The sequence below is a fragment of the Sorangium sp. So ce131 genome (assembly GCF_051519095.1).
In the GTDB taxonomy this organism is placed as follows: domain Bacteria; phylum Myxococcota_A; class Polyangia; order Polyangiales; family Polyangiaceae; genus Sorangium.
In genome coordinates this window covers 12,317,495-12,337,608 of sequence record NZ_CP150455.1, presented here as the reverse complement: position 1 = coordinate 12,337,608, position 20,114 = coordinate 12,317,495, and the positions used below count along the sequence as shown (strand labels likewise).

Genomic DNA, 20,114 nt, shown 5'->3' with positions numbered 1-20,114 from the left:
GCCGCGGCGGCGCGGCGGCATCGCGGAGGGGATAATCCGAGCGCGCCGTCCCGGCAGGGGACAGGAAGAGACAGGAGAGGATGACATGAACGCAGAGCGGAACTTCCCGGACTGGCAGGAGCTGTATCGGACCACCCCGAACGAGAGCCTGCCCTGGTACCACGAGCGCCTGGACGCCGATCTCGAGCAGGCGCTCGAGCGGTGGCATGTCGCGTCCGGGCGGGCGCTCGACCTCGGCACGGGCCCCGGCACGCAGGCGCTCGCCCTGGCCGGCCGCGGGTTCGAGGTCACCGGCAGCGATCTCTCCCATGCCGCCGTCGAGAAGGCGGCCGCGCTGGCCGCGGAGCGCGGCGCCTCCGTCCGCTTCGTGCAGGACGACATCCTGGACAGCCGGCTCGCCGAGCGGTTCGATGTGGTCTTCGACCGCGGCTGCTTCCATTGCCTCCCGCCCGAGCGGAGGGCCGACTACGCGCGCACGCTGGGGCGGCTGGTCGCGCCCGGAGGGATGTTCTTCCTCAAGTGCTTCAGCGTGCTCGAGCCGTGGGACGGCGGGCCTTACCGGTTCTCGCCCGAGGACATCCGCGAGGTCTTCGGGGAGCGCTTCGAGGTCCTCTCCGTGCACGAGACGGTCTACCAGGGCACCCTGGACTCGCTCCCTCGCGCGCTGTTCGTCGCGCTGAAGCCGCGGTGAGCGCGGCGGGGCGTCCGGCGCCCCGCCGCATGAGCAGGGCGCTAGCGGCCCAGCAGGGCGTCCATCACCCTGTTGTAGGTCTCCTTCTTCTGATACTGGTCATTGAAGAGCAGAGACTGAGAGCTCTGCCCGTTGCACAGCGCCCCGCTCCAGCTGTTGAGCCACGACCTGCCGTCGTTGATCCCCCAGAACGTGATGCCGACGCACTCGGGCATCAAGAAGCAGGCCTCGACGATGTCGTGGTAGTACGTGAGCTGCTCCTCCGCGGTGACCTGATTGCTGCAGCGGTTGATGTCCATCTCGGAGATCAGCACCTCCAGGCCCAGATCGGCGAAGCGCCTCAGGTTCGCCGCCACGTCCGCTCCGCCGGCCTCGTTGTTCGGCGGTCCGATGTGCATCTGGAACCCGACGCCGTCGATCGGGACCCCGCGCTCCACCATGCCCCTCACCATCTCGTAGACGAAGTCGGCCTTCTCGTTCCGCGCGTCGATGCTGTAGTCGTTGTAATAGAGCTTGGCGGTCGGGTCTTGCTCTCTCGCAATCTGGAAGGCGAGGTCGAGGAACCTCTCCCCCAGCGCGTTGAAGAACACCGAGGGCCTCATGCGGGGGTTGCCGACGCCGGTGTCGCTGTCGGTGATGACCGCTTCGTTGACCACGTCCCAGGTGTGGACCCGGTCCTTGAAGTGCCCCATGACGTTCTCGATGTGCCGGCGGATGGCTTGCTCCACCTGCGTCGCCCCGCTCAGAGAGCTCGCCCATCCCGGCAATTGGTTGTGCCACACCAGCGTGTGGCCCTTGATCTGCATCCCGTTCTGGACAGCCCAGTTCACGATGTTGTCCGCAGAACCCCAGCTGAAGCTCCCCGGGTTGGGCTCCAGCGCGTTCCACTTCATCTCGTTCTCTGCTGTCACGTAATTGTGCTCGGCGGCGGCGACGCTCTTGTAGCCGTTATCATTGAGGCCGGAGCCGGAGATGGCCGCGCCGATCAGGATCGGAGGGTTCGCCTTCTCGCCGGCCTCCCTCAGCGTGCTGGCGCTCGCGGCAGGAGTCCTGACGGCAGGGCCGTCATTGCCGCCGGTGCCGCTGGTGCCGGTCGCGTCGCCGCCGCCGGTGCCGCCCGTCGCGCCGCCGGTGCCGCTCGTGACGCCGCTCGTGCCGCTCGTGACGCCGCTCGTGCCGCCGGTCGCGCCGCCGGTGCCGCCGGTCGCGCCGCCGGTGCCGCCCGTCGTTCCCGCGCCGCCGGTCTCCCCTCCCCCTCCGCCACCGCCGTCCGAGCAGCCGGTAGCACACAGGAATGCAGAGAGTAGAAGGGTAAGGGGTGTTGACCTCATGCTCGCGTCCTCCGAATGGAAAGAGTCTTTACGAACTCCCGCAGCGTGGTGCCTTGATCATCGCTGGATCCACCTCGCGCACGGGCGGCACCGAGGTGGTGCCGAGCGGCAGTAGCGCGACCGCCGACCCCCAGCCTACAGGTTTACGAACGCGGGCTCGAGAGACATGGGTCTCCGAGGCAAAAATTTCGGGGTTGTTCTAAAATTCCGCTTCGGCGGCAACGTGTGTCCAGGGGCGAATCGGTAGGACACGCCACACTTTCATGGTCGCGCCGTAAGATGAAGCATTCGCCGTGGGATCGTCGTGAATGTGAAAAACACGGGTGTGAGCAATGTTCGTTACGGCGCGCCGATCGCCTCATCGATGCTGCGCTTGGCCTTTGCGCCGCAACCTGGCGTGGCGGCACGCCACCTCCAGCCTGCACCAGCTCGCCCGGATGCGTGCTGCCGCGCGCCAGATGCCCGTCGTTCCATCCCCGAGCACCAGCACAAGCTGACGAAACAAGGCACGTGTCTTGCGCAGCGCCGCTGGCGCTCGATAAGCAGAAGAACACATGGCCAGCCGACCGGTCGCAGGGTCGTTGATGGCCGGCGCTCAGCTCATCGAAGACACCGGCGTCGACGGGTCATTCCGACGGATGGGGTCGCTCCTCCACGGCGTGGCGGGTCTCCGAGGTCGACGACATGGGCAGGACCAACGGCGGCGTCCAGACCCTCAGCAGGACGTGCAGCGAGCAGCAGTGGTTCAGCGCGGCGATCGAGCCTTTCGGCCGCGCGGGAAGCCGAGGTACGAGCTCGACAAGAACAAGTGGGTGGACTGGACGGCCCCGACCCTCCCGTAACGGCAGGGCGCAGGCGGCGGCCGGCCGCGCGGGCGCCGCGCCCGGCGAGGAGGCAGCGTCCGAGCAGGCTGAGGCCGCGGCGCGTTCACGTTATAGTTCCCCCGTGATGCACGAGGCGGCGTCCCTGGATCAGGCGCCGGCGGGCGGGATCGTCCTCCGGTGGCTCGTGGGCCTGCGCTGGGCGGTGTTCGCGCTGCTCGCGGCGACGCTGGCGGCCAGCGAGGCGCTGTTCGGCTACCACGTCCGCTACGGCATCGCCGTGCCCATCCTGGCGCTGGCGGCGGGGCTCAACCTCGTCCTCGCCCGGCGCGTGCGCTCCGAGCAGGGGGCGCAGCGCTCGCTCGTCGCCGGGGTGGTCGCCCTCGACCTCGTCGCGATCGCGGGGGTGCTCGCCGCCTCGGGCGGCGCGGGCAACCCGTTCAGCGCCCTCTTCTTCGTGCACGTCGCGCTCGCCGCGGCGCTCCTGCCCGCGCGCACGACGTTCGCGCTCGCGGCGCTCGCGGCCTGCCTGTTCGCGGCGCTCTTCGCGCTCCCGTCGGGCGCGTGTTGCCCGAGCCACCCGGAGCACGGCGCCTTCTCGGCCCACCTCTACGGGATGCTGCTCGCCTTCGTGCTGAGCGCGTCGCTCGTCGCCTACTTCCTCCTGAAGGTCCGCCGCGCGCTCGACGCGAGCGCGGCCGAGAACGCGGCGCTGCGCCGGCGCGCGGAGGAGGCCTCGCGCTTCCAGGCGCTCGGCGCGCTCGCGGCCGGCACCGCGCACGAGCTCGGCACCCCGCTCGGCACGATCGCGGTGCTCGCCGAGGAGAGCCTCCGCGAACCCGCGTCGAGCGACGAGGCGCGGCGCCGCGCCCGGACGATCGCGGAGCAGGTCGAGCGCTGCCGGGTGGTGATCGCGCGGATGCGGGCGGACGTCCGTGCGGACGAGCTGCGCGCCGGGGTCGAGGTCGGGGAGGCCGCCGTGCGCGCCGTGCAGGCGTGGCGGGCGGCGCACCCCGGCGTCCCGGTCGAGGTGCGCGGCGAGCTGGCGCGGCGCCGGATGGTCCCGCTCGACGCGGCCGACATCGAGGCGGCGCTGTGCGCGCTGCTCGACAACGCGCTCCACGCGAGCGGCGCCGGCCCCGCGGCCGCCGAGCCGATCGTGGTGACGGTCGGGGACGAGGGCGGGGCGCCGGTGATCGGCGTCGAGGACGGCGGGCCGGGCGTCCCGGCGGGCCTCGAGGGGCGGCTCGGCGAGCCGTTCGTGACGACCAAGGCCCCCGGCGAGGGGATGGGCCTCGGGCTGTACCTCGTGCGGACGTTGATCGAGCAGGTCGGCGGGCGCCTCACGGTGTCGGCGCGGCAGGCTCCGGAGCCGGGCGGCGCGGGCGCCGCGCGCGGCACGCGGGTGGCGCTGCGGCTCGCGCCGGTGGATCCATGACCGCGGAGCTCGCGGGCGACCCGACGCTGCTGCTCGTCGACGACGACGCGACGTTCCGTTGCGCGCTCGGCGAGGCGCTCGGCAAGCGCGGGTTCGCGGTGTCGCTCGCCGGCAGCGCCGAGGAGGCCGCGGCGCTCGCCCGCGGCCAGGAGTTCGAGTACGCGCTCGTCGACGTCCGCATGCCGGGCCAGAGCGGGATCGACCTCGTGGGGGCGCTGCGGAGCATGGATGACGGCATCCGCATCGTCGTGTTCACCGGGTACGGCACCATCGCGAACGCGGTGGCGGCGATCCGTGCGGGGGCCGTCGATTACCTGACGAAGCCGGTGGATGTGGCCCGGTGCGTGCAGTCGCTCCTCGGCTTCGCCCCGGCCGAGGTCGAGGGGAAGGGCGAGGACCTGCCGTCGCTGGAGCGGGTGGAGTGGGAGTACCTCCAGCGCGTGCTCGCGGACTGCGAGGGGAACATCTCCGAGGCGGCGCGCAAGCTCCGGATGCACCGGCGCTCGCTCCAGCGGAAGCTCTCGAAGCGGCCGCCGCGGTCGTGAGCGGGGCGCGCCGCGCCTGAGCGGGGCGCGCCGCGCCGCGCGTCGCCGTGAGCGCTTTCCGCGATCAGAGCCGGTCCGTCCCCGGAACTTCAGGGAGGTCGGCGACCGATTGGACGGCCGCGGCTCACGATGAGGTTTCGCATGAACGAAGCAGCCACGGCCCCGGGCCCCTCCACGGAGGTGGAGCGAGCGCGGGGCCAGATCCTACGGAGCGGCATGGGGGAAGGCGGCCGAGTGCTATCCTCCGCGGTGGAACCCATGTCGGAGCGAGCGCTGGAGCTGAAGGAGATGACGTTCGCCGAGGCAGCTGCGCTCGATCCGGACCGCCACCCGGGCGAGCTGGAGGAGGGGAAGTGGGTTCCGATGACGAAGAACACGTGGCGGCACGGCGAGCTGATGCTCAAGGCGGGCATGGTGCTGGCGCGGTACGCCGCCGAGCACCCCGGGTGGAGCGTCGCCGTCGGCGATCCCGGCACGAAGCTGCGGCATCGCCCCGACGTGCTGCGCGGTCCGGACGTCGCCATGGTGCGCGCCGAGCGCAAGCCCGCTGGGCGCGGTGAGGCGGGCTGGCTCGAGGGAGCGCCGGAGCTGGCCGTGGAGATCGTCGGCGACGCGCAGCCCATGGCGAAGCTGATGAAGAAGGCGACCGAGTACCTCGCGGCCGGGGCCCGCATGGTGTGGGTCGTCGACGGCGAGACCGAGGTCGTCGTGGTGCTGACGCCGCCGGATCACGTGCGCGTGCTGGGCGCCGGCGAGGTGCTGGAGGGCGGGGAGGCGTTGCCGGACTTCCGGTGCGCGGTGGCAGCGCTCTTCGAGTGAGGTGCCGCGGAGCGCGGCGTCCCGGACAAATACCCTGTCGCGACACAGCGCCTTTCCGGCGGCTCGTCTGGCGCGCTCTGTCCTATCATCGCTGCCATGGACGCGCCCTTCGACGTCACGATCGAGAACGGTCTCTTCTTTGACGGCAAGGGCTCCCCGCCCGCGGCGCGGCACCTCGGCCTCCGGGGCGGGAAGGTGGCAGCGATCAGCGAGGCGCCGCTGCCGCGCGGGCCCGGGACTCGGGTGCTCGACGCCCGCGGGTGCTGGGTGACGCCGGGGTTCATCGATCTGCACACCCATTACGACGCGGAGGTCGAGCTCGCCCCGTCTCTGTCCGAGTCGCTGCGCCACGGCGTCACCACCGTGGTCTTCGGGAGCTGCAGCCTGAGCCTCGCGATCGGCACGCCGGAGGATCTCGCGGACCAGTTCTGCCGTGTGGAGGCGATCCCGTACGAGGTGGTCCGGCCGATGCTCGATCAGCGGAAGACCTGGAGCACGGTCACCGAGTACTTCGAGCACCTCGACACCTTGCCGCTCGGGCCCAACGTGAGCTCCTTCCTCGGGCACTCGGCCGTGCGAGCGCACGTGATGGGCATCGAGCGCTCGCTCGACCGGGGCGTGCGGGCGACGGAGGGCGAGCTCGCGCGCATGGAGGAGATCCTGCGGGAGGCGCTCGACGCGGGTTATCTCGGGATGAGCGTGATGACGCTCAAGTGGGACAAGATCGGGGGCAGCCGGCCGATCCGCAGCCGCCCGCTGCCGTCGACCTACGCGCCGTGGTCGGAGTACCGCCGGCTCTGCCGCCTGCTCCGCGAGCGCGGGCGCATCTTCCAGGGCGTGCCCGACGCCGCGACCAAGGTGAACATCGTCCTGTTCATGCTGGAGAGCGTCGGTCTCGCGCGCAAGCCGCTCAAGACGACGATCATCTCGCTCATGGACCTGCGCGCGGACCGGCTGCTCTACCGCCTCGCCGGCCTCGGCGCGCGGATCGCGAACACCTGGCTCGGGGCCGACTTCCGGCTCCAGACGCTGCCGGAGGTGTTCGATCTCTGGGCCGACGGCATCGATCTCGTCGTGTTCGAGGAGTTCGGCGCCGGCGCGGCGGCGCTGCACCTCACCGACCCGGCGGAGCGCGCCCGGCTGCTCCGCGACCCCGCGTACCGGGCGAAATTCCGCTCGCAATGGCGGTCGAAGCTCCTGCCCAAGGTCTTTCACCGCGACTTCAACCATTCGGAGATCCTGAGCTGTCCCGACGAGCGCCTCGTCGGCAAGTCGTTCGCGCGCATCGCCGAGGAGGAGGGGCGCGACGTGGTCGACGTCTTCCTCGATCTGGTGGCGCAGCACGGGGCGGCGCTCCGCTGGTACACGATCATGGGCAATGATCGGCGCGGGCCGCTGGAAGACATCATCCGTCACCCCGACGCGATCATCGGCTTCTCCGATGCCGGAGCGCACCTCCGCCAAATGGCCCATTACAATTTTCCATTGCGCATGCTCCGGCTGGTCAAGGACGCAGCCCGGGAGGGCCGCGAGATCATGCCGGTCGAGCGGGCCGTCCAGCGCCTCACCGCGGAGATCGGCGACTGGCTCGGGATCGACGCGGGCAGGCTGGAGGTCGGCGCGCAGGCGGACGTGGTGGTGCTCGATCCCGGCGGCATCGACGGCGACGTGGACCGGGTGGCCGAGGCGCCGGTCGAGGGCTTCGCGGGCGTCGTGCGCATGGTGCGCAGGAACGAGCGCGCGGTGCGGGCGGTGCTGGTGAACGGGCGCCTCGCGGTCCGGGACGGGCAGGTGCTGCCCGAGGTGGGCACGACCCGGGGCTACGGGCGGCTGCTGCGGGCGAGGGGCTGACGTGGCGACGAACCTCTCAAAGGGTGATGAGCCGTTCGAGCGTGATGACTCCCCCGCGCTCTCCGCACCGGACGTCCGTTATAACGGATGATTCGCTTGACAGGCTCCCCCCCGGGTCGTCGACAATGCCTCCATGACGGTCATCGACGAGCTGCTCCGCGCCAACGAGGCCTACGCTTCCCAGTTCACCAAGGGCTCCTTGCCCCTGCCGCCAGGCCGCAAGGTCGCGATCGTCGCGTGCATGGACGCGCGCCTCGACCCGGCGCGCGCGCTCGGGCTCGAGGAGGGTGACGCCCACGTCATCCGCAATGCGGGCGGGCGCGTCGTGGAGGCGCTGCGGAGCCTCGCCATCAGCCAGACCCTCCTCGGCACGGAGGCGGTGGTCATCGTCCACCATACCGACTGCGGGATGCTCACGTTCACCGACGAGGGCATCCGTCGAAAGCTGCGGCAGACCCACTCCGCGGACGCCGATCACGTGGCCTTCCTGCCGTTCTCGGACCTGGACGCATCGGTCCGCGACGACATCGCGATCTACCGGAGCTCGCCGCTCGTGCGAAAGGACGTCCCCGTCCGCGGGTTCATCTACGACGTCCGCACCGGGCGGCTGCGCGAGGTCGAAGCGAGCCGCGGGTAGGCTCGACAAGGGGTGGTCCAGGGGGCAGCGGCCAGGCGGGTGAGCGGAGGCCGCGCGGCCCGATCGGGGCGCGGTGGAGCGCTCTGACCGCGGGGCCGCCCCTCGCGTGGTAGCTTCCCCCCGTGAACCTCTCGTTCAACACCGCCGGCCCCTGCGTCCCCGGCGAGCATTACATGCTCCCGCCCGAACGCCGCCTCGGGCCGGTCCTCGACCTGATCGAGGAGCGCAAGTACTTCACGCTCCACGCCGGCCGCCAGACAGGCAAGACCACCAGCGCCCGCTGGCTCGTCGAGCACCTGAACCGCGGAAGCAGCTTCCGCGCCGCCTGGGTCGACGTCCAGATCGCCCGCGAGGAGCCCGATCCGGCAAAGGCCTTCGAGGCCGTCCTCTACGCGCTGGACACCGCGGTGGACCGCGACCTGCCCGACCTCGGTCGCCCCGCGGACGACGTCCGCCACGTCGATCCCGCGAGCACCTTCCTCCTGCGCTACCTGCGGGATCTCGCGGCGCGCAGCGACGAGCCGCTGGTCGTGCTCTTCGATGAGGCGGACGGGCTTGTGGGCGCGACGATGGTCTCGTTCCTGACGCAGCTCCGGCAAGGCTACCTCGACCGGAGCCGGATCCCGTTTCCGTCCAGCGTCGCGCTCATCGGCCAGCGCCAGGTGCGCGACTACGCGCTCGCCATGGAGGAGCGGCGCACCGTCGCATGGCTGGGCACGACGTCGCCCTTCAACATCACCGCCGAGGCGATGACGCTCGGCCCCTTCAGCGAGGCCGAGGTCGCCGAGCTGCTCGCGCAGCACACCACCGCGACCGGACAGCGCTTCGAGCCCGAGGCAACGCGACGGATCTGGGAGCTTGGACAGGGGCATCCGTGGCTGACCAACGCCATGGCCGACCAGATCGTCCGCCGCGACGTGCGGGATCGTGCCGTCCCGATCACGCCCGCTCACGTGGATGCGGCCAAGGAGACCCTCATCCTGGAGCGCCGTTCTCACATCGACTCGCTCGTCGCCCGCCTGCGCGAGCCCCGGGTGCGGCGCGTGCTCGATCCCATGCTGGCCGGCGGCCAGACGGAGAGCGACGTGCTCGACGACGATTTCTCCTACGTCCTCGGCCTGGGCCTCATCCGCTTCCACGGCGGGCGCTTCGAGATCGCGAATCCCATTTACCGCGAGGTCGTCCCCCGCGCGCTGACGTTCATACGCCAGGCGCAGATCCCGGCCGAGCCCGCCGCATACGTCCGCTCGGACGGCTCGCTCGACATGGACAAGCTCATCACCGATTGGCAGGCATTCTGGCGCAAGGACGGCCACCTCGCCGCGGAGGGGTTCGGCTACCGCGAGGCCGGCCCGCACCTGATGCTGATGGCGTTCTTGCAGCGGATCGTGAACGGCGGTGGACGCGTGGAGCGCGAGTACGGGCTCGGGCGCGGGGCGCTCGATCTGCTGATCTGCTGGCGTGAGGAGCGCCACGCCATCGAGGTGAAGGTCCGCCGCGACACGGAGACAGAAGCCGACGCGCTCGATCAGGTGGCGCGGTACCTCGACCACGCGGGGCTCGGCGAGGGGTGGCTCGTGATGTTCGACCTGCGCAAGGAGCGGTCGTGGGCAGAGAAGCTGTTCGTGCGGGAGGTGGCGCACGAGGGGAAGACCGTGCGGCTCGTGGGGTGCTGATGTCCGCCATGGCGCCGCCACCCGCCCGACCCGCCCGCCTCCCCGGGACCCGTTGGTTTCGGCCTCCCGGACCCCTGGTACGCGATCTGCCATGAGCGCCGCGCATGGGAGAAGCCGATATCACCTTGCGCCACCTCGTCCGGAGGCGCCCCGAGGACCTGGTGCGCGCCCTCGTCCCTGCGGGGCGCTCCGTCGAGATCCTCGGCCTGGTCGACAGCCAGGTCACGAACATCGAGCGTCGCCTCGACAAGGCCCTGCGCCTGACGATCGACGGCGAGCCGCGGGTGCTGCACGTCGAGTTCTGCTTCACGCTCCGTGACGACGTTCCGGATCGCATCTTCGAGTACCTCGGCTTCCTCTTCGCCGCGCTCCGGCTAGAAACCCCCGGAGAGCCGGTGCCGCCGCTCGAGAGCGTCGCCGTCGTTTTGTCGGGCCGCAGGCGGCGCTTGCCGGCGACGGGCAGGCGCCGCATCGCCTGGCCGGGGCGGCCGTTCAGCGGCGCGCATTTTCGCGTCGACGCCGTCTACCAGCGCTCCGTCGGCGAGCTGCGGGCGCGGGGCAGCTTGCTCTGGCTGGTGTTCGCGCCGCTCGCGCGCAACGCGACCGCGGCGGCGCTGCGGGAGGTCGTCGCGGAGATCCACGCGGGGGCGGCGACGGCCGAGGAGCGGGCCGAGCTGTACGCGGCGCTCCTGGTGATGGCGACCATCGATCCCTGGGGGCATAATCTGAGGAAGGAGCTCGTCAGCATGGTGGAGGACAAAGAAGAGGGGCTGCTCCGGCGTACGCCGATCATCGGGGAGATGATCCTCGAGGCCGAGCGACGAGGAGAGCAACGGGGGGAGCTTCGCGGAGAGCTTCGCGGGGAGCTTCGCGGGGAGCAACGAGGAGAGGAGCGCGGCGAGCAGAAGGCGATCGTCGCGTTGCTCGGTCGCCTCTTCGCGCGACGGATCGGGCGGCGACCGACGGCCGAAGAAGAGCGGTCGATCGTCGAGCGAGCCCGCGCGATCGGCGCGGGCGAGGTCGAGGACGCCTTGCTCGATCTCGAGGGCGAGGCGCTGGTTCGTTGGCTGGCGGAGCCGATTCGCCGCTCGTGACGTCCGGCAGGAGGAGAGCTCTCGGCGCTCCTGTCCGCTGATGTGTGGCTGCGATTTGCAGCAACCGCGCTGGATGGCATTCGTCGAACCCACGCTGGAGGTTGGCCGGACCGTCCTCCGGGGGTGACCGCGCAGGCTTTGATGGTGGCCTCGCCACCATGGATTGATGGCCGGCCCATCATTCCGTGGTGGCGAGGCCACCATTCCGTGGTGGCGAGGCCATCCTCGACGTTGAACGCGCCAGGAGACCTCCACGGCCCCCCCGGACGCCGCCGATCACGAAGCGCGCCGACGCCGCCGGCACCGCGCGCCGCCGCCGAGCGCTCGAAGGGCGCGAGGCCGATACCGCCGAGCCCGCCATCGCGTCGGCCGCCTGGTCGCCCCCGGTGGGCGGGCGGGCCGCGGCGCCGCCGACCCGCCCTCCTCCGCCGTCGCGGCGGAGGCGCCGCGGCCGCTCCCGCGATCCGATCCGACCAGGGCATCGACGCGCGCCGTGCGCTAAGGGAAAGCGATGCCCTACAAGCCCATCGAGTCCTACGGCGTCATCGGCGACATGCACTCGATCGCGCTGGTCGGGATGGATGGATCCATCGACTGGTGCTGCCTCCCCCACTTCGACTCGCCGAGCGTGTTTGCCGCCATCCTCGACGACAAGAAGGGCGGCAGCTTCCTGCTCGCGGCGGCGCACGAGGCGTCGCGCAAGCAGATGTACATGCCCGACACCAACGTGCTGCTCACGCGGTTCCTCGACGCGGACGGCGTCGGCGAGGTGTGCGACTTCATGCCGATCCACCGGGACACGTACGGCGCCTACCGCCGCGGCATGCACCAGATCGTCCGCGTCGCGCGCGCCGTCCGCGGCGCGGTGCGCTTCCGGCTCTCCTGCCGCCCGGCCATCGACTTCGCCCGCCGCCCCCACCGCGTCCTCCTCGACGACCCGCGCGGCGCCGTCTTCGACTCCGATGGCCTCGACCTCGCGCTGATCAGCCCGGTCCCCCTGAAGAGCGACGGCGACGGCGGGGTCGTCGCCGAGTTCGTCCTGGAGCCCGGCCAGTCGGCCACGTTCGCGCTCCGCCAGGTCGAGGACTGGACCGCGAACGCCGACCTGCTCGGGAGGCCGATCAACGGCGAAGACGCCCTGCGGCGCACCGTCGACTTCTGGCGGAAGTGGCTCGGCAAGTCGCGCTACCGGGGCCGGTGGCGCGAGATGGTCGACCGGTCGGCCCTCGTCCTCAAGCTGCTCACGTTCGAGCCGACCGGCGCGATCGTCGCCGCGGCGACGACCAGCCTGCCCGAGGCGATCGGCGGCGTGCGCAACTGGGACTACCGCTACGTCTGGGTGCGCGACGCCGCCTTCACCCTCTACGGGTTCCTCCGGCTCGGCTACACGGAAGAGGCCGCGCGTTTCATGGAATGGCTGAGCGCCCGCGTCTCCGAGCGGGACGGCCCCACCGGGCCGCTCCAGCTCATGTACGGCGTCGACGGGCGCCACGAGCTGCCCGAGGTCGCCCTGACCCACCTCGAAGGCTACCGCGGCTCAAAGCCCGTCCGGGTCGGCAACGGGGCGACATCGCAGCTCCAGCTCGACATCTACGGCGAGCTCATCGACTCCGTATACCTCTTCGACAAGTACGGCTCTCCCATCTCCTACGATTTCTGGCGCGAGCACCGGCGCATGGCCTACTGGGTCTGCGAGAACTGGGAGCAGGCGGACGAGAGCATCTGGGAGGTGCGGGGCGGAAAGCGGCAGTTCGTCTACTCGAAGCTGCAGTGCTGGGTCGCCCTCGACCGCACGCTCCGGCTCGCCGACAAGCGCTCTCTGCCGCTCGACCGGCCGCGGATCGCCCGGGCGCGCGACGACATCTACGAGGCGATCATGGCCCACGGCTGGGACGCGAAGCGCAAGACGTTCGTGCAGGCCTTCGGCTCCGAGGCGCTCGACGCGAGCAACCTGCTCATGTCGCTCATGCGCTTCATCTCGCCCACCGATCCGCGCATCGTCGGCACCATCGACCGCACGCTCGCCGAGCTCGCGAGCGACACGCTCGTCCACCGCTACGAGATCGGCAAGGGCGCCGGCGACGGCCTGACCGGCAAGGAGGGCACGTTCAGCATCTGCACCTTCTGGCTGGTCGAGGCCCTCGCGCGCGCCGGCCGCCTCGACGACGCGCGCTTCATCTTCGAGAAGATGCTCACGTACGCCAACCACCTCGGCCTGTACTCCGAGCAGATCGGCTCGAGCGGGGAGCTGCTCGGCAACTTCCCGCAGGCGTTCACCCACCTCGGCCTCGTGAGCGCGGCGTTCTACCTGGATCGCGCCCTCGGCCAGGGCGGCTGACGGGATCGCCCTCGGCCAGGGCGGCTGACGGCGGGCTCCGCAGCGACCCGCGCGCGGTCCCCGCCGGCGCCGGCGGGGACCGCTCACGGACGAGCGGCGGGAGGGGCGGAGAGGGGCGCCGGCAGCCTGGGATATCCAACCCCAGGCTGCCGGCGGTCCGGAGCTCCAGCGCAGCGAGGAGGGCTGGAGCGGCGCCGCGGGAGCCGGAGGCGGGGAGCCTCCGGCGCGGGCCGGCGCGGTGCGATCAGCTCAGGATCACCAGAACCCGCCGAGGCCGCCGCAGCCGAAGCCGCCGAAGCCGCCGAAGGTGGGGATGATGGCCGTGGTGCAGCTCGTGAACGACGACACCACGGCGCCGCCGCCGAAGCCGCAGCCGAGGCCGCCGAAGCCGAGGCCGCCGAAGCCGAGGCCGCCGCCCCAGCCGAGGCCGCCGCCGAAGCAGCGCGAGCCGTCACGCACCTGGCTCGTGTCCTGCGCCACGCCCGACTGCGTGATGGCGCCCGTCTGCCCGACCTGGCCGACCTGGCCGATCTGCGCAGGCCCGGTCTGCCCGACCTGGCCGATCTGCGCCGGGCCGTGCTGCCCCACGTCGCCGCCCTTGCTCGGGTACTTGCTCGGGAGCTCGCCCTTGGTCGGGTACTTGCTCGGGAGCTCGCCCTTGCTGGGCGCCATCTGGCCGTACATCGGGCCCTTGCCGAGGGGCTCCATCGGACCCTTGCCGACGACACCCTTCGAGGGCGGCAGGCCCTTGCTCGGCGGCAGACCGAGCTTGCTGGGTCCCTGCTGGCCGATCTGGGCTTGCGCCTGGGCCGCGAACCCGCCCCGCTCGGCGTCTTCCAGCGCAGCGGACGCGGAGTCGATGGACTCCTCGTCGAGCGCCATCGCGTCCGTGTCGAGGTCCTCGTCGGCCGCGTCGACCGCGCACCCGGCCCCGAGCGCCAGAACCATCGCGAGACCCATCATCTTGCCGTGAATCGAGATCATTGATCCTCCCCGGTGTCCCTCATGAGCCTTGCGGCCCCCGAACACCTTGGCTCACCGAAGAGCAGGCTGTGTGCCTTGCGCTGCTGTGCAGAGGCTGCCGCTCCGAGCCGGCGCGAATTCGCGTCTGCGTCCGCGAAATAGGCGCTCCTCGGATCTGCGCCCCCTTGGGACTTCTCCGCGATCGCCGCGCGGCCAATCCAGGCGCGGCGCGCCGCGCGCGCTGCATGAAGCGGAGTGCGCGCCCGGCGCGGCCGCGCGCGGCGCCGCGCGCGAGCGCAGGTGTCCTCCCGATCGATGGAAACGCCCGCCGGACCAAGAAAGACCGAACGCCGCCCGCGGCGTCGCCGCGCCGCGCGCGCCGTCCTGGGGAGACTCGCGCGCTGCGCCCGGCCTGCTCAGCGAAGCCCAGGCCGGCACGTTTGTGCATCGGCGCGTCCGCCGGCGCGGAAACATCGACTCTGGCCAGAACCATCCGCTTCCGCTGGACTCGAATCCTCCGCGACATAACCGCGCCGCCGCCGTGCCCGCGCCCGTCCGCTGCGGCGCCCGCCTCCGTCCCTGCGCCCGCACGTCCGGCCGGGTCACCTGTCCGCGACAGCGCGGGGGCCTCCCATCGGGGACGTAACGTCCACCTCAACTTTTACGCTGGTATTGCACTGGTACCCTGCGCGGGCCGAACTGCGCTAGATCGGCCAGCGAGGTCTTCCCATGATATCGACACGTTCCTTGGCATTCTTCGGCTTCTTGGCGTCTGGGCTCGTGGCTTGCGGGCCCGCGGGCGGGGACGACCGCGCGGGCGGCGCCGGAGGCTCGGCGGCGTCCGGGGGGAGCGGCAGCTCCGTCAGCGGCAGCACCGGGACCTACGCCGGCACCACGACGAGCAGCACGACGAGCAGCACGACCGGCGGCGGCGACGCGGCGAGCAGCACGACCGGCGGCGGCGACGCGACGAGCAGCGGGACCGGCGGCGACGCGGCGAGCAGCACGACCGGCGGCGGCGACACGACGAGCAGCACGACCGGCGGCGGGGATCCGGATCCCGGCGCCGGGGAGTCGCCGGCGTGCGCCGGGCTGAACAACGGCTCGGGCACGACCATCCCGTGCGCGACGACGGCTGACGGCAAGGCGGTGTGTTTCGGATCGACCACGCCGACGACGCTCAAGTACGACGACGGCACCGACGTGACCGGCGTCGCCCAGGTCTCGGCGAAGGGCTTCACCGAGGAGGCGTGTGTGCTGCTCGAGACGGGCGCGGTGCACTGCGGCCGGCACGCCCAGATCTCGAGGACGCCGGTGGTCGCCTCCGGGGCGACGATGGTCTCGGGCGGCCTGAACCACGCCTGCGCGATCGTCGGCAGCGCCATCAAGTGCTGGGGCGAGAGCGTGCCCGCCGACGTGACCTTCAGCGGCGAGGCGCCCGTGCAGGTGGCCTGCTACTACCACGGCTGTTGCGCCGTGACCGACGCCGGCAAGCTGACCTGCTGGGGCGAGAACAACGGCGGCATGCACGGCACCGGCGACACGACGGCGCACACGACGCCCACCGCGCCGAGGACGGTCCCGGGCAGGGCGATCTACGCCGGCCCCGGGCAAGATCACATGTGCGCGGTCTTCGAGGGCGGCAAGGTCCAGTGCTGGGGCCAGGACTGGAACAAGCAGCTCGGCGGCCTCGGCGCGTCGTCCGACCCGGGCGTCACGCTCGTCGAGTCGGGGGCGGTCGCGGTGGTCGGCGGGCAGTTCCACGTCTGCGTGCTCCTGTCGAGCGGGCAGGTCCAGTGCTCGAGCGGCGGCCAGTCGGAGGGGGCGGGGCTCGACATGGGCCGGCTGACGCCCGTCGCGGGCATTTCGAACGCGGTCGCCCTGTCGGCCGGGAAGCACTACAGCTGCGCCCGGCTCGCGGACGCGTCGGTGCGGTGCTGGGGCGCGATCAGCCACGGCGCCACCCCCGCCGCGATCAGCGGCCTGACGACCCGCGACTGCCATTGAGCTTCGAGCGCGGCGCGCGCCCTCGGCCGCGGATCCCGGGCGCCCGCGCCGCCCGGCGGCGCCGTCGACCGCCGCGCCGCGCGTGGAGAGCGCCAGGAGGTGAAGAACACCCCTTGGCGCTCTCGGCACGTCGACGATCGTGCTATCCGCCTCTATTGGTATGCCAGCTATCTAAAATGGATGTCGTACCCCTTGCGCTGGACCTTCCTTGATGCTCCAGTGCGCCTCGTTGTCGGAGATGGGGAGGGAACTTCTGTAACTGTAAGTTGTCGCACGGCTCCGAATGAGCCGGGGCGGTAGGCCTTTGGTGTCGTCCGGGACGCTGGCTGACCAGCGCGATGGGCGTTGGCCGACCGGCGACGCGCCGGATCGAGTCGCCTTTCACACACGGTTGCAGTGCCGGCGCGCCGCGGTCCGCGGGCGCCGGGATCGAGCGGGAACATGACCCAGGGTCGCATCACGGCGGTCGCAAAGTATCTTCCGGAGCGCGTCGTCACGAACGGTGAGCTCGTCGCGCGGTATCATCTGTCGTGCTCTGCGGACTGGCTGCAGCGGACGACCGGCGTCCGGGAGCGGCGCTTCGCCGATCCGACGGAGACCACGCTGTCGATGGCGGCGGTGGTGCTGCGGCAGCTCATCGAGGCGGGCCAGCTGCGCGATCCGTTCGTGGACGCGCTGATCATGACGGGCGACGACTGCGCGCGCGGGGAGGCGAGCGGGGCGGCGCTCGCCGCGTCGATGGCCGGCCTCGCGCCCGAGGTGGCGCTCGACGTGTGCTCCGCGCACGGCGGCTTCGCGGCGGCCCTCGACACCGCGAACCGGCACCTCGACGGCGGCGCCCGGCGCGTGCTCATCGTGTCGAGCGAGGTGCGGTCGTCGCGGCTGCGGGCGCGGCCGGCGTGGGCCGGGCAGGACCTCGCGGCGCTGCTCGGCGACGGCGCGGCCGGCGTGCTGCTCGAGCCGGGCGGCGGGCTCGGGGTGGAGGCGTCGGCGCGCGGCGCCGGGCTGCCGGGGGCGCCCGGCGCGCCGGGGAGCGAGGGCGCGGCGCGGGGCGGCGCGGCGGCCGCGTGCGACGTGGCGCAGGGGGAGGACGGGCGCTGGCCGTTCAGCGGCGTGCACCGGCTGTCGATCGACGTGAGCCAGCGCGCGCTCGCGGAGGCCGGCATCGGCATGGACGCGGTCCGGTGGCTGGTCGCGCACCAGCCGTGGCTCCCGCTGCGGAAGCTCCTCTGCGAGGAGCTGGGCGTGTCCGCGGACCAGCACTACAGCAACGTCGAGCGGTACGGCGACACCGCGTCCGCGTCGCTCCCGCTCTGCCTGACCGAGCTCGTCGAGACGGGGGCGCTCCAGCAGGGCGACCGCATCCTGCTGCTCGGCATGGGCGCCGGCTCCGCCAACGCGCACGTGCTGCGCTACGGCGCAAGCCCGATCGCGAGCTGAGCAGGAATGCGGCGGCCGAGGTCGAGCCGACCGAGGTTGAGCCGACCGCAGGTTGAGCCGACCCAGGTTGAGCCGACCCAGGTTGAGCCGACCCAGGTTGAGCCGACCCAGGTTGGGGCTCCTCAGCCGAACCGCGGGTAAATCTCCTCCTCGAACAGCGCCTTCACCCGGTCCGAGGGGGCCTCGGCCACGAACTCCGCGTAGTCCTCGCGCACCGGCACCTTGTAGCTCCCCCGCCACGGCGCGACCGCGTTGAGCCACGCCGTGTGCTGGGTGATCCCCGGCCGGAACGCCGGGTGCCCCAGCTTGCAGAGCGGGCCGCGCGCCAGGTTCGCGGCGTCGAAGATCCAGACCTCGGCCCGGCGCGCCGTGGTCACGAGCGCGACCACGTAGCCGTCCGTGTCCGCCCCGCTGCCGCCCCGCCGCGGGACGAACTGGAGCGAGCTGAGCCAGGAGCCCACACGCTGCCGCGGGAACTCGTAGCGATCCTCGATCCGCATCGCGCGGTGGTTGAACCGGAACAGGCTGTCCGGGCGCCCGCCCTCCTCGCGCGCCCGCCGGAGCGAAGGCAGCGGGAGCGCGCGGTGCGGGTGATCCGCGTAGAGCCGATCGACGAACTCGGTGGAGAGCTCGTCCCAGATCCCGCCGCCGTGCCAGTAGACGTTCTCGACGCGATCCGGCGGCATCCACGACGCGCCCGCCTCCCGGTGCGCGTAGAGGCCGACGCGCATCGCGCGCTCCGCGTCGGCGAACACCGCCTGATCCACCACCCGCTCGGCCGCCGCGTCGAGCACGTACCGGCCGATGCGGTTCACGTCCGCCGGCCCGACCGGGAGCAGCCCCCGCAGCCGCTGCGCCGCCGGCGCCCGGCCGTCCGCGTGCCGGTCGAAGGCGCGGATCCAGTCGCCGTACTCGGTCGCGCAGTTGTGCGCGGCGTGCACCGTGATGTGGTCTCTCGCGTCCTCGTAATCGACGAGGAAGTGCAACGTCTCGAGCGGGACGACGATCTTCTTCACGACGACCTGCCCGCCGCCGGGCCGCAGCGCGTCGCGCCGCACCAGGTAGAAGGTCGTCGCCGGCTCCTGCGGCAGCGTGAGCAGCGCCCGGAGGAGGCGCTCGACCCCGGGGCTGTCCGGGAAGTGCTGGATCGCCACGCTCTCGAGGCCGATCCGCAGCGCCGTGTCCGCGAGCACGATCCAGCGCCGCGTCAGCCCGAGCTGGTGCACGCTCTGCTCGATCCGCACCGGCGCGCCGCCCGGCAGGACGAGCTCGTGCCGCTCCGGCTCGTTGTGGCCGTCCCAGCGCAGGAGGTGCACGAAGTCGCCCGCCGCCTCGGTGAGCGGGACCCCGCCGAAGCGCGCCGCCTGCCGCGCGACCGCGCCGCCGGCATCGCGCGGCGCGCCGGGGCGGAAGCGCGCGGGCAGGAGCTCGATCGCGCGCTTCGCGAGCAGATCGAGCCGGTCCGCGCCGGGCCGGAGCCGCTGCTGCTCGAGCATCGACGCGGCCGCCGACGCGAGCCGGTCCACGGAGCGCGGGACCGCGCCGCGCTCGTCGCTCAGCGGCAGCGACGCGACGAAGAGGTTCACGAGCGAGCGGCCGTAATTGACGCAGAGGAGCTCGCCCCGCTCCGCGTCGAAGCACGGGTGCGAGGTCGTCAGCGTCATGGGGAACGGGTGATCGACGGGCGCCGCGGGATACCACGCCGTGTTGCGCCCGACCGGCGTGACGAGCTCGAGCGTCGCCGGGTCGATCTCGTACGGCCGGCCCGCGTCGGACGTGACGAGGAGCCGCGCGGGCGCGCGGCGCGCGTGCATCGGCACGAGCGCCGCGCTCAGGTGGTTGCGCAATCCGAGGTGGCGCGAGAAGCGGAGCAGCCCGGCGTCGCGGAAGCCGAGCTCCTCGAAGCGCGTGCCCGGGCGCGAGGCCGCGTCCGCGTGATAACACGGCGTGCGCGCGAGCCTCGAGGTGATCCGGACCGGCCCGCCGTCGGCGAAATCGAGCCGGTAAATCATGCCATTGCCGTTGAGGACCGGCGCGCCGTCGCCCCGCGGCGACGCGCTGACCACCGAGCCGACCGGCCCGGTGACGAATACATGCCCCGTGAGGTCCCGGGGCACGCCGCCCCGAGGGGACGCGTGCGAGGCGTCGAGCTCCGTGAGCGCGACATTCGTGAGCTCCTCCGCGCTCGCTGCCAACAATGCATCGGGGACGCGCTGTCGCATGACGACCTCGGTGGTGGTGATCACACCGTACGCCAATCCGAGCGCGGCGGGGGTACGACCGTGATGCACACCGCCGAAGTCGACCGTTCGTGCGGGACGGCTCCCGCCTGGGACGGATGCCGGGCGTGGCGCTGCATTGCCGCACGGCCCGCGCGATTGCCTCTGATTTCCATGGTGTGACGGCGGCGCGCTGCGGCTTGCGGAGATGCAACTCGGCCTCCATCTGTACACGTGCAAGGAG

At 72.0% G+C, this 20,114-nt stretch carries 14 protein-coding genes; 11 read left to right on the top strand and 3 right to left on the bottom strand.

What is annotated here, in order from left to right; all coding sequences use genetic code 11:
• Nucleotides 1–85: 85 nt before the first annotated feature.
• The gene (locus WMF43_RS44880; RefSeq protein ID WP_437674587.1) at nt 86–691 is read left to right on the top strand and encodes a class I SAM-dependent methyltransferase; all 606 of its coding nucleotides are present in this window, start codon (nt 86–88) and stop codon (nt 689–691) included.
• A gap of 41 nt (nt 692–732) precedes the next feature.
• Here the strand turns inward: WMF43_RS44880 and WMF43_RS44875 are convergent, their stop codons facing one another.
• Nucleotides 733–2,022, bottom strand: a complete 1,290-nt coding sequence (locus WMF43_RS44875) for an endo-1,4-beta-xylanase (RefSeq protein WP_437674586.1) — start codon at nt 2,020–2,022, stop codon at nt 733–735.
• Between the two features lie 948 nt (nt 2,023–2,970).
• On the opposite strand from WMF43_RS44875, the gene WMF43_RS44870 reads away from it, so the two are divergent.
• From WMF43_RS44870 to WMF43_RS44835, 8 genes are all read left to right on the top strand, one after another.
• Nucleotides 2,971–4,281 carry an ATP-binding protein gene (locus tag WMF43_RS44870; RefSeq protein ID WP_437684213.1) on the top strand — a complete coding sequence of 437 codons (1,311 nt, stop codon included), beginning with the start codon at nt 2,971–2,973 and terminating at the stop codon, nt 4,279–4,281.
• Nucleotides 4,278–4,826: a response regulator transcription factor gene (locus WMF43_RS44865; protein ID WP_437674584.1), complete on the top strand. Its 549-nt coding sequence runs from the start codon at nt 4,278–4,280 to the stop codon at nt 4,824–4,826. The genes WMF43_RS44870 and WMF43_RS44865 overlap by 4 nt, the downstream gene beginning before the upstream one ends.
• Nucleotides 4,827–5,084: 258 nt before the next feature.
• Nucleotides 5,085–5,645 carry a Uma2 family endonuclease gene (locus WMF43_RS44860; RefSeq protein WP_437674582.1) on the top strand — a complete coding sequence of 187 codons (561 nt, stop codon included), beginning with the start codon at nt 5,085–5,087 and terminating at the stop codon, nt 5,643–5,645.
• A 96-nt stretch (nt 5,646–5,741) separates the two neighbouring features.
• Nucleotides 5,742–7,496 carry an N-acyl-D-amino-acid deacylase family protein gene (locus WMF43_RS44855; RefSeq protein WP_437674580.1) on the top strand — a complete coding sequence of 585 codons (1,755 nt, stop codon included), beginning with the start codon at nt 5,742–5,744 and terminating at the stop codon, nt 7,494–7,496.
• A 133-nt stretch (nt 7,497–7,629) separates the two neighbouring features.
• A complete protein-coding gene (locus WMF43_RS44850) occupies nt 7,630–8,133 on the top strand; it encodes a beta-class carbonic anhydrase (protein ID WP_437674579.1) in 504 nt (167 codons plus the stop codon).
• Nucleotides 8,134–8,255: 122 nt separating this feature from the next.
• Nucleotides 8,256–9,809 carry an AAA family ATPase gene (locus WMF43_RS44845; RefSeq protein WP_437674577.1) on the top strand — a complete coding sequence of 518 codons (1,554 nt, stop codon included), beginning with the start codon at nt 8,256–8,258 and terminating at the stop codon, nt 9,807–9,809.
• Between the two features lie 104 nt (nt 9,810–9,913).
• Entirely contained in the window at nt 9,914–10,903 is a 990-nt protein-coding gene (locus WMF43_RS44840; protein ID WP_437674575.1) for a hypothetical protein, read from the top strand.
• Nucleotides 10,904–11,414: 511 nt separating this feature from the next.
• Nucleotides 11,415–13,241, top strand: a complete 1,827-nt coding sequence (locus WMF43_RS44835) for a glycoside hydrolase family 15 protein (protein WP_437674573.1) — start codon at nt 11,415–11,417, stop codon at nt 13,239–13,241.
• Nucleotides 13,242–13,496: 255 nt separating this feature from the next.
• Here the strand turns inward: WMF43_RS44835 and WMF43_RS44830 are convergent, their stop codons facing one another.
• Nucleotides 13,497–14,225: a hypothetical protein gene (locus WMF43_RS44830; protein WP_437674571.1), complete on the bottom strand. Its 729-nt coding sequence runs from the start codon at nt 14,223–14,225 to the stop codon at nt 13,497–13,499.
• Between the two features lie 759 nt (nt 14,226–14,984).
• Here WMF43_RS44830 and WMF43_RS44825 point away from each other — a divergent pair.
• Both WMF43_RS44825 and WMF43_RS44820 read left to right on the top strand, forming a co-directional pair.
• The gene (locus tag WMF43_RS44825) at nt 14,985–16,211 is read left to right on the top strand and encodes an RCC1 domain-containing protein (protein WP_437674569.1); all 1,227 of its coding nucleotides are present in this window, start codon (nt 14,985–14,987) and stop codon (nt 16,209–16,211) included.
• A gap of 441 nt (nt 16,212–16,652) precedes the next feature.
• A complete protein-coding gene (locus WMF43_RS44820; RefSeq protein ID WP_437674567.1) occupies nt 16,653–17,651 on the top strand; it encodes a 3-oxoacyl-[acyl-carrier-protein] synthase III C-terminal domain-containing protein in 999 nt (332 codons plus the stop codon).
• Nucleotides 17,652–17,773: 122 nt separating this feature from the next.
• Here the strand turns inward: WMF43_RS44820 and WMF43_RS44815 are convergent, their stop codons facing one another.
• Nucleotides 17,774–19,897 carry a carotenoid oxygenase family protein gene (locus WMF43_RS44815; protein WP_437674566.1) on the bottom strand — a complete coding sequence of 708 codons (2,124 nt, stop codon included), beginning with the start codon at nt 19,895–19,897 and terminating at the stop codon, nt 17,774–17,776.
• Between the last annotated feature and the right edge of the window lie 217 nt (nt 19,898–20,114).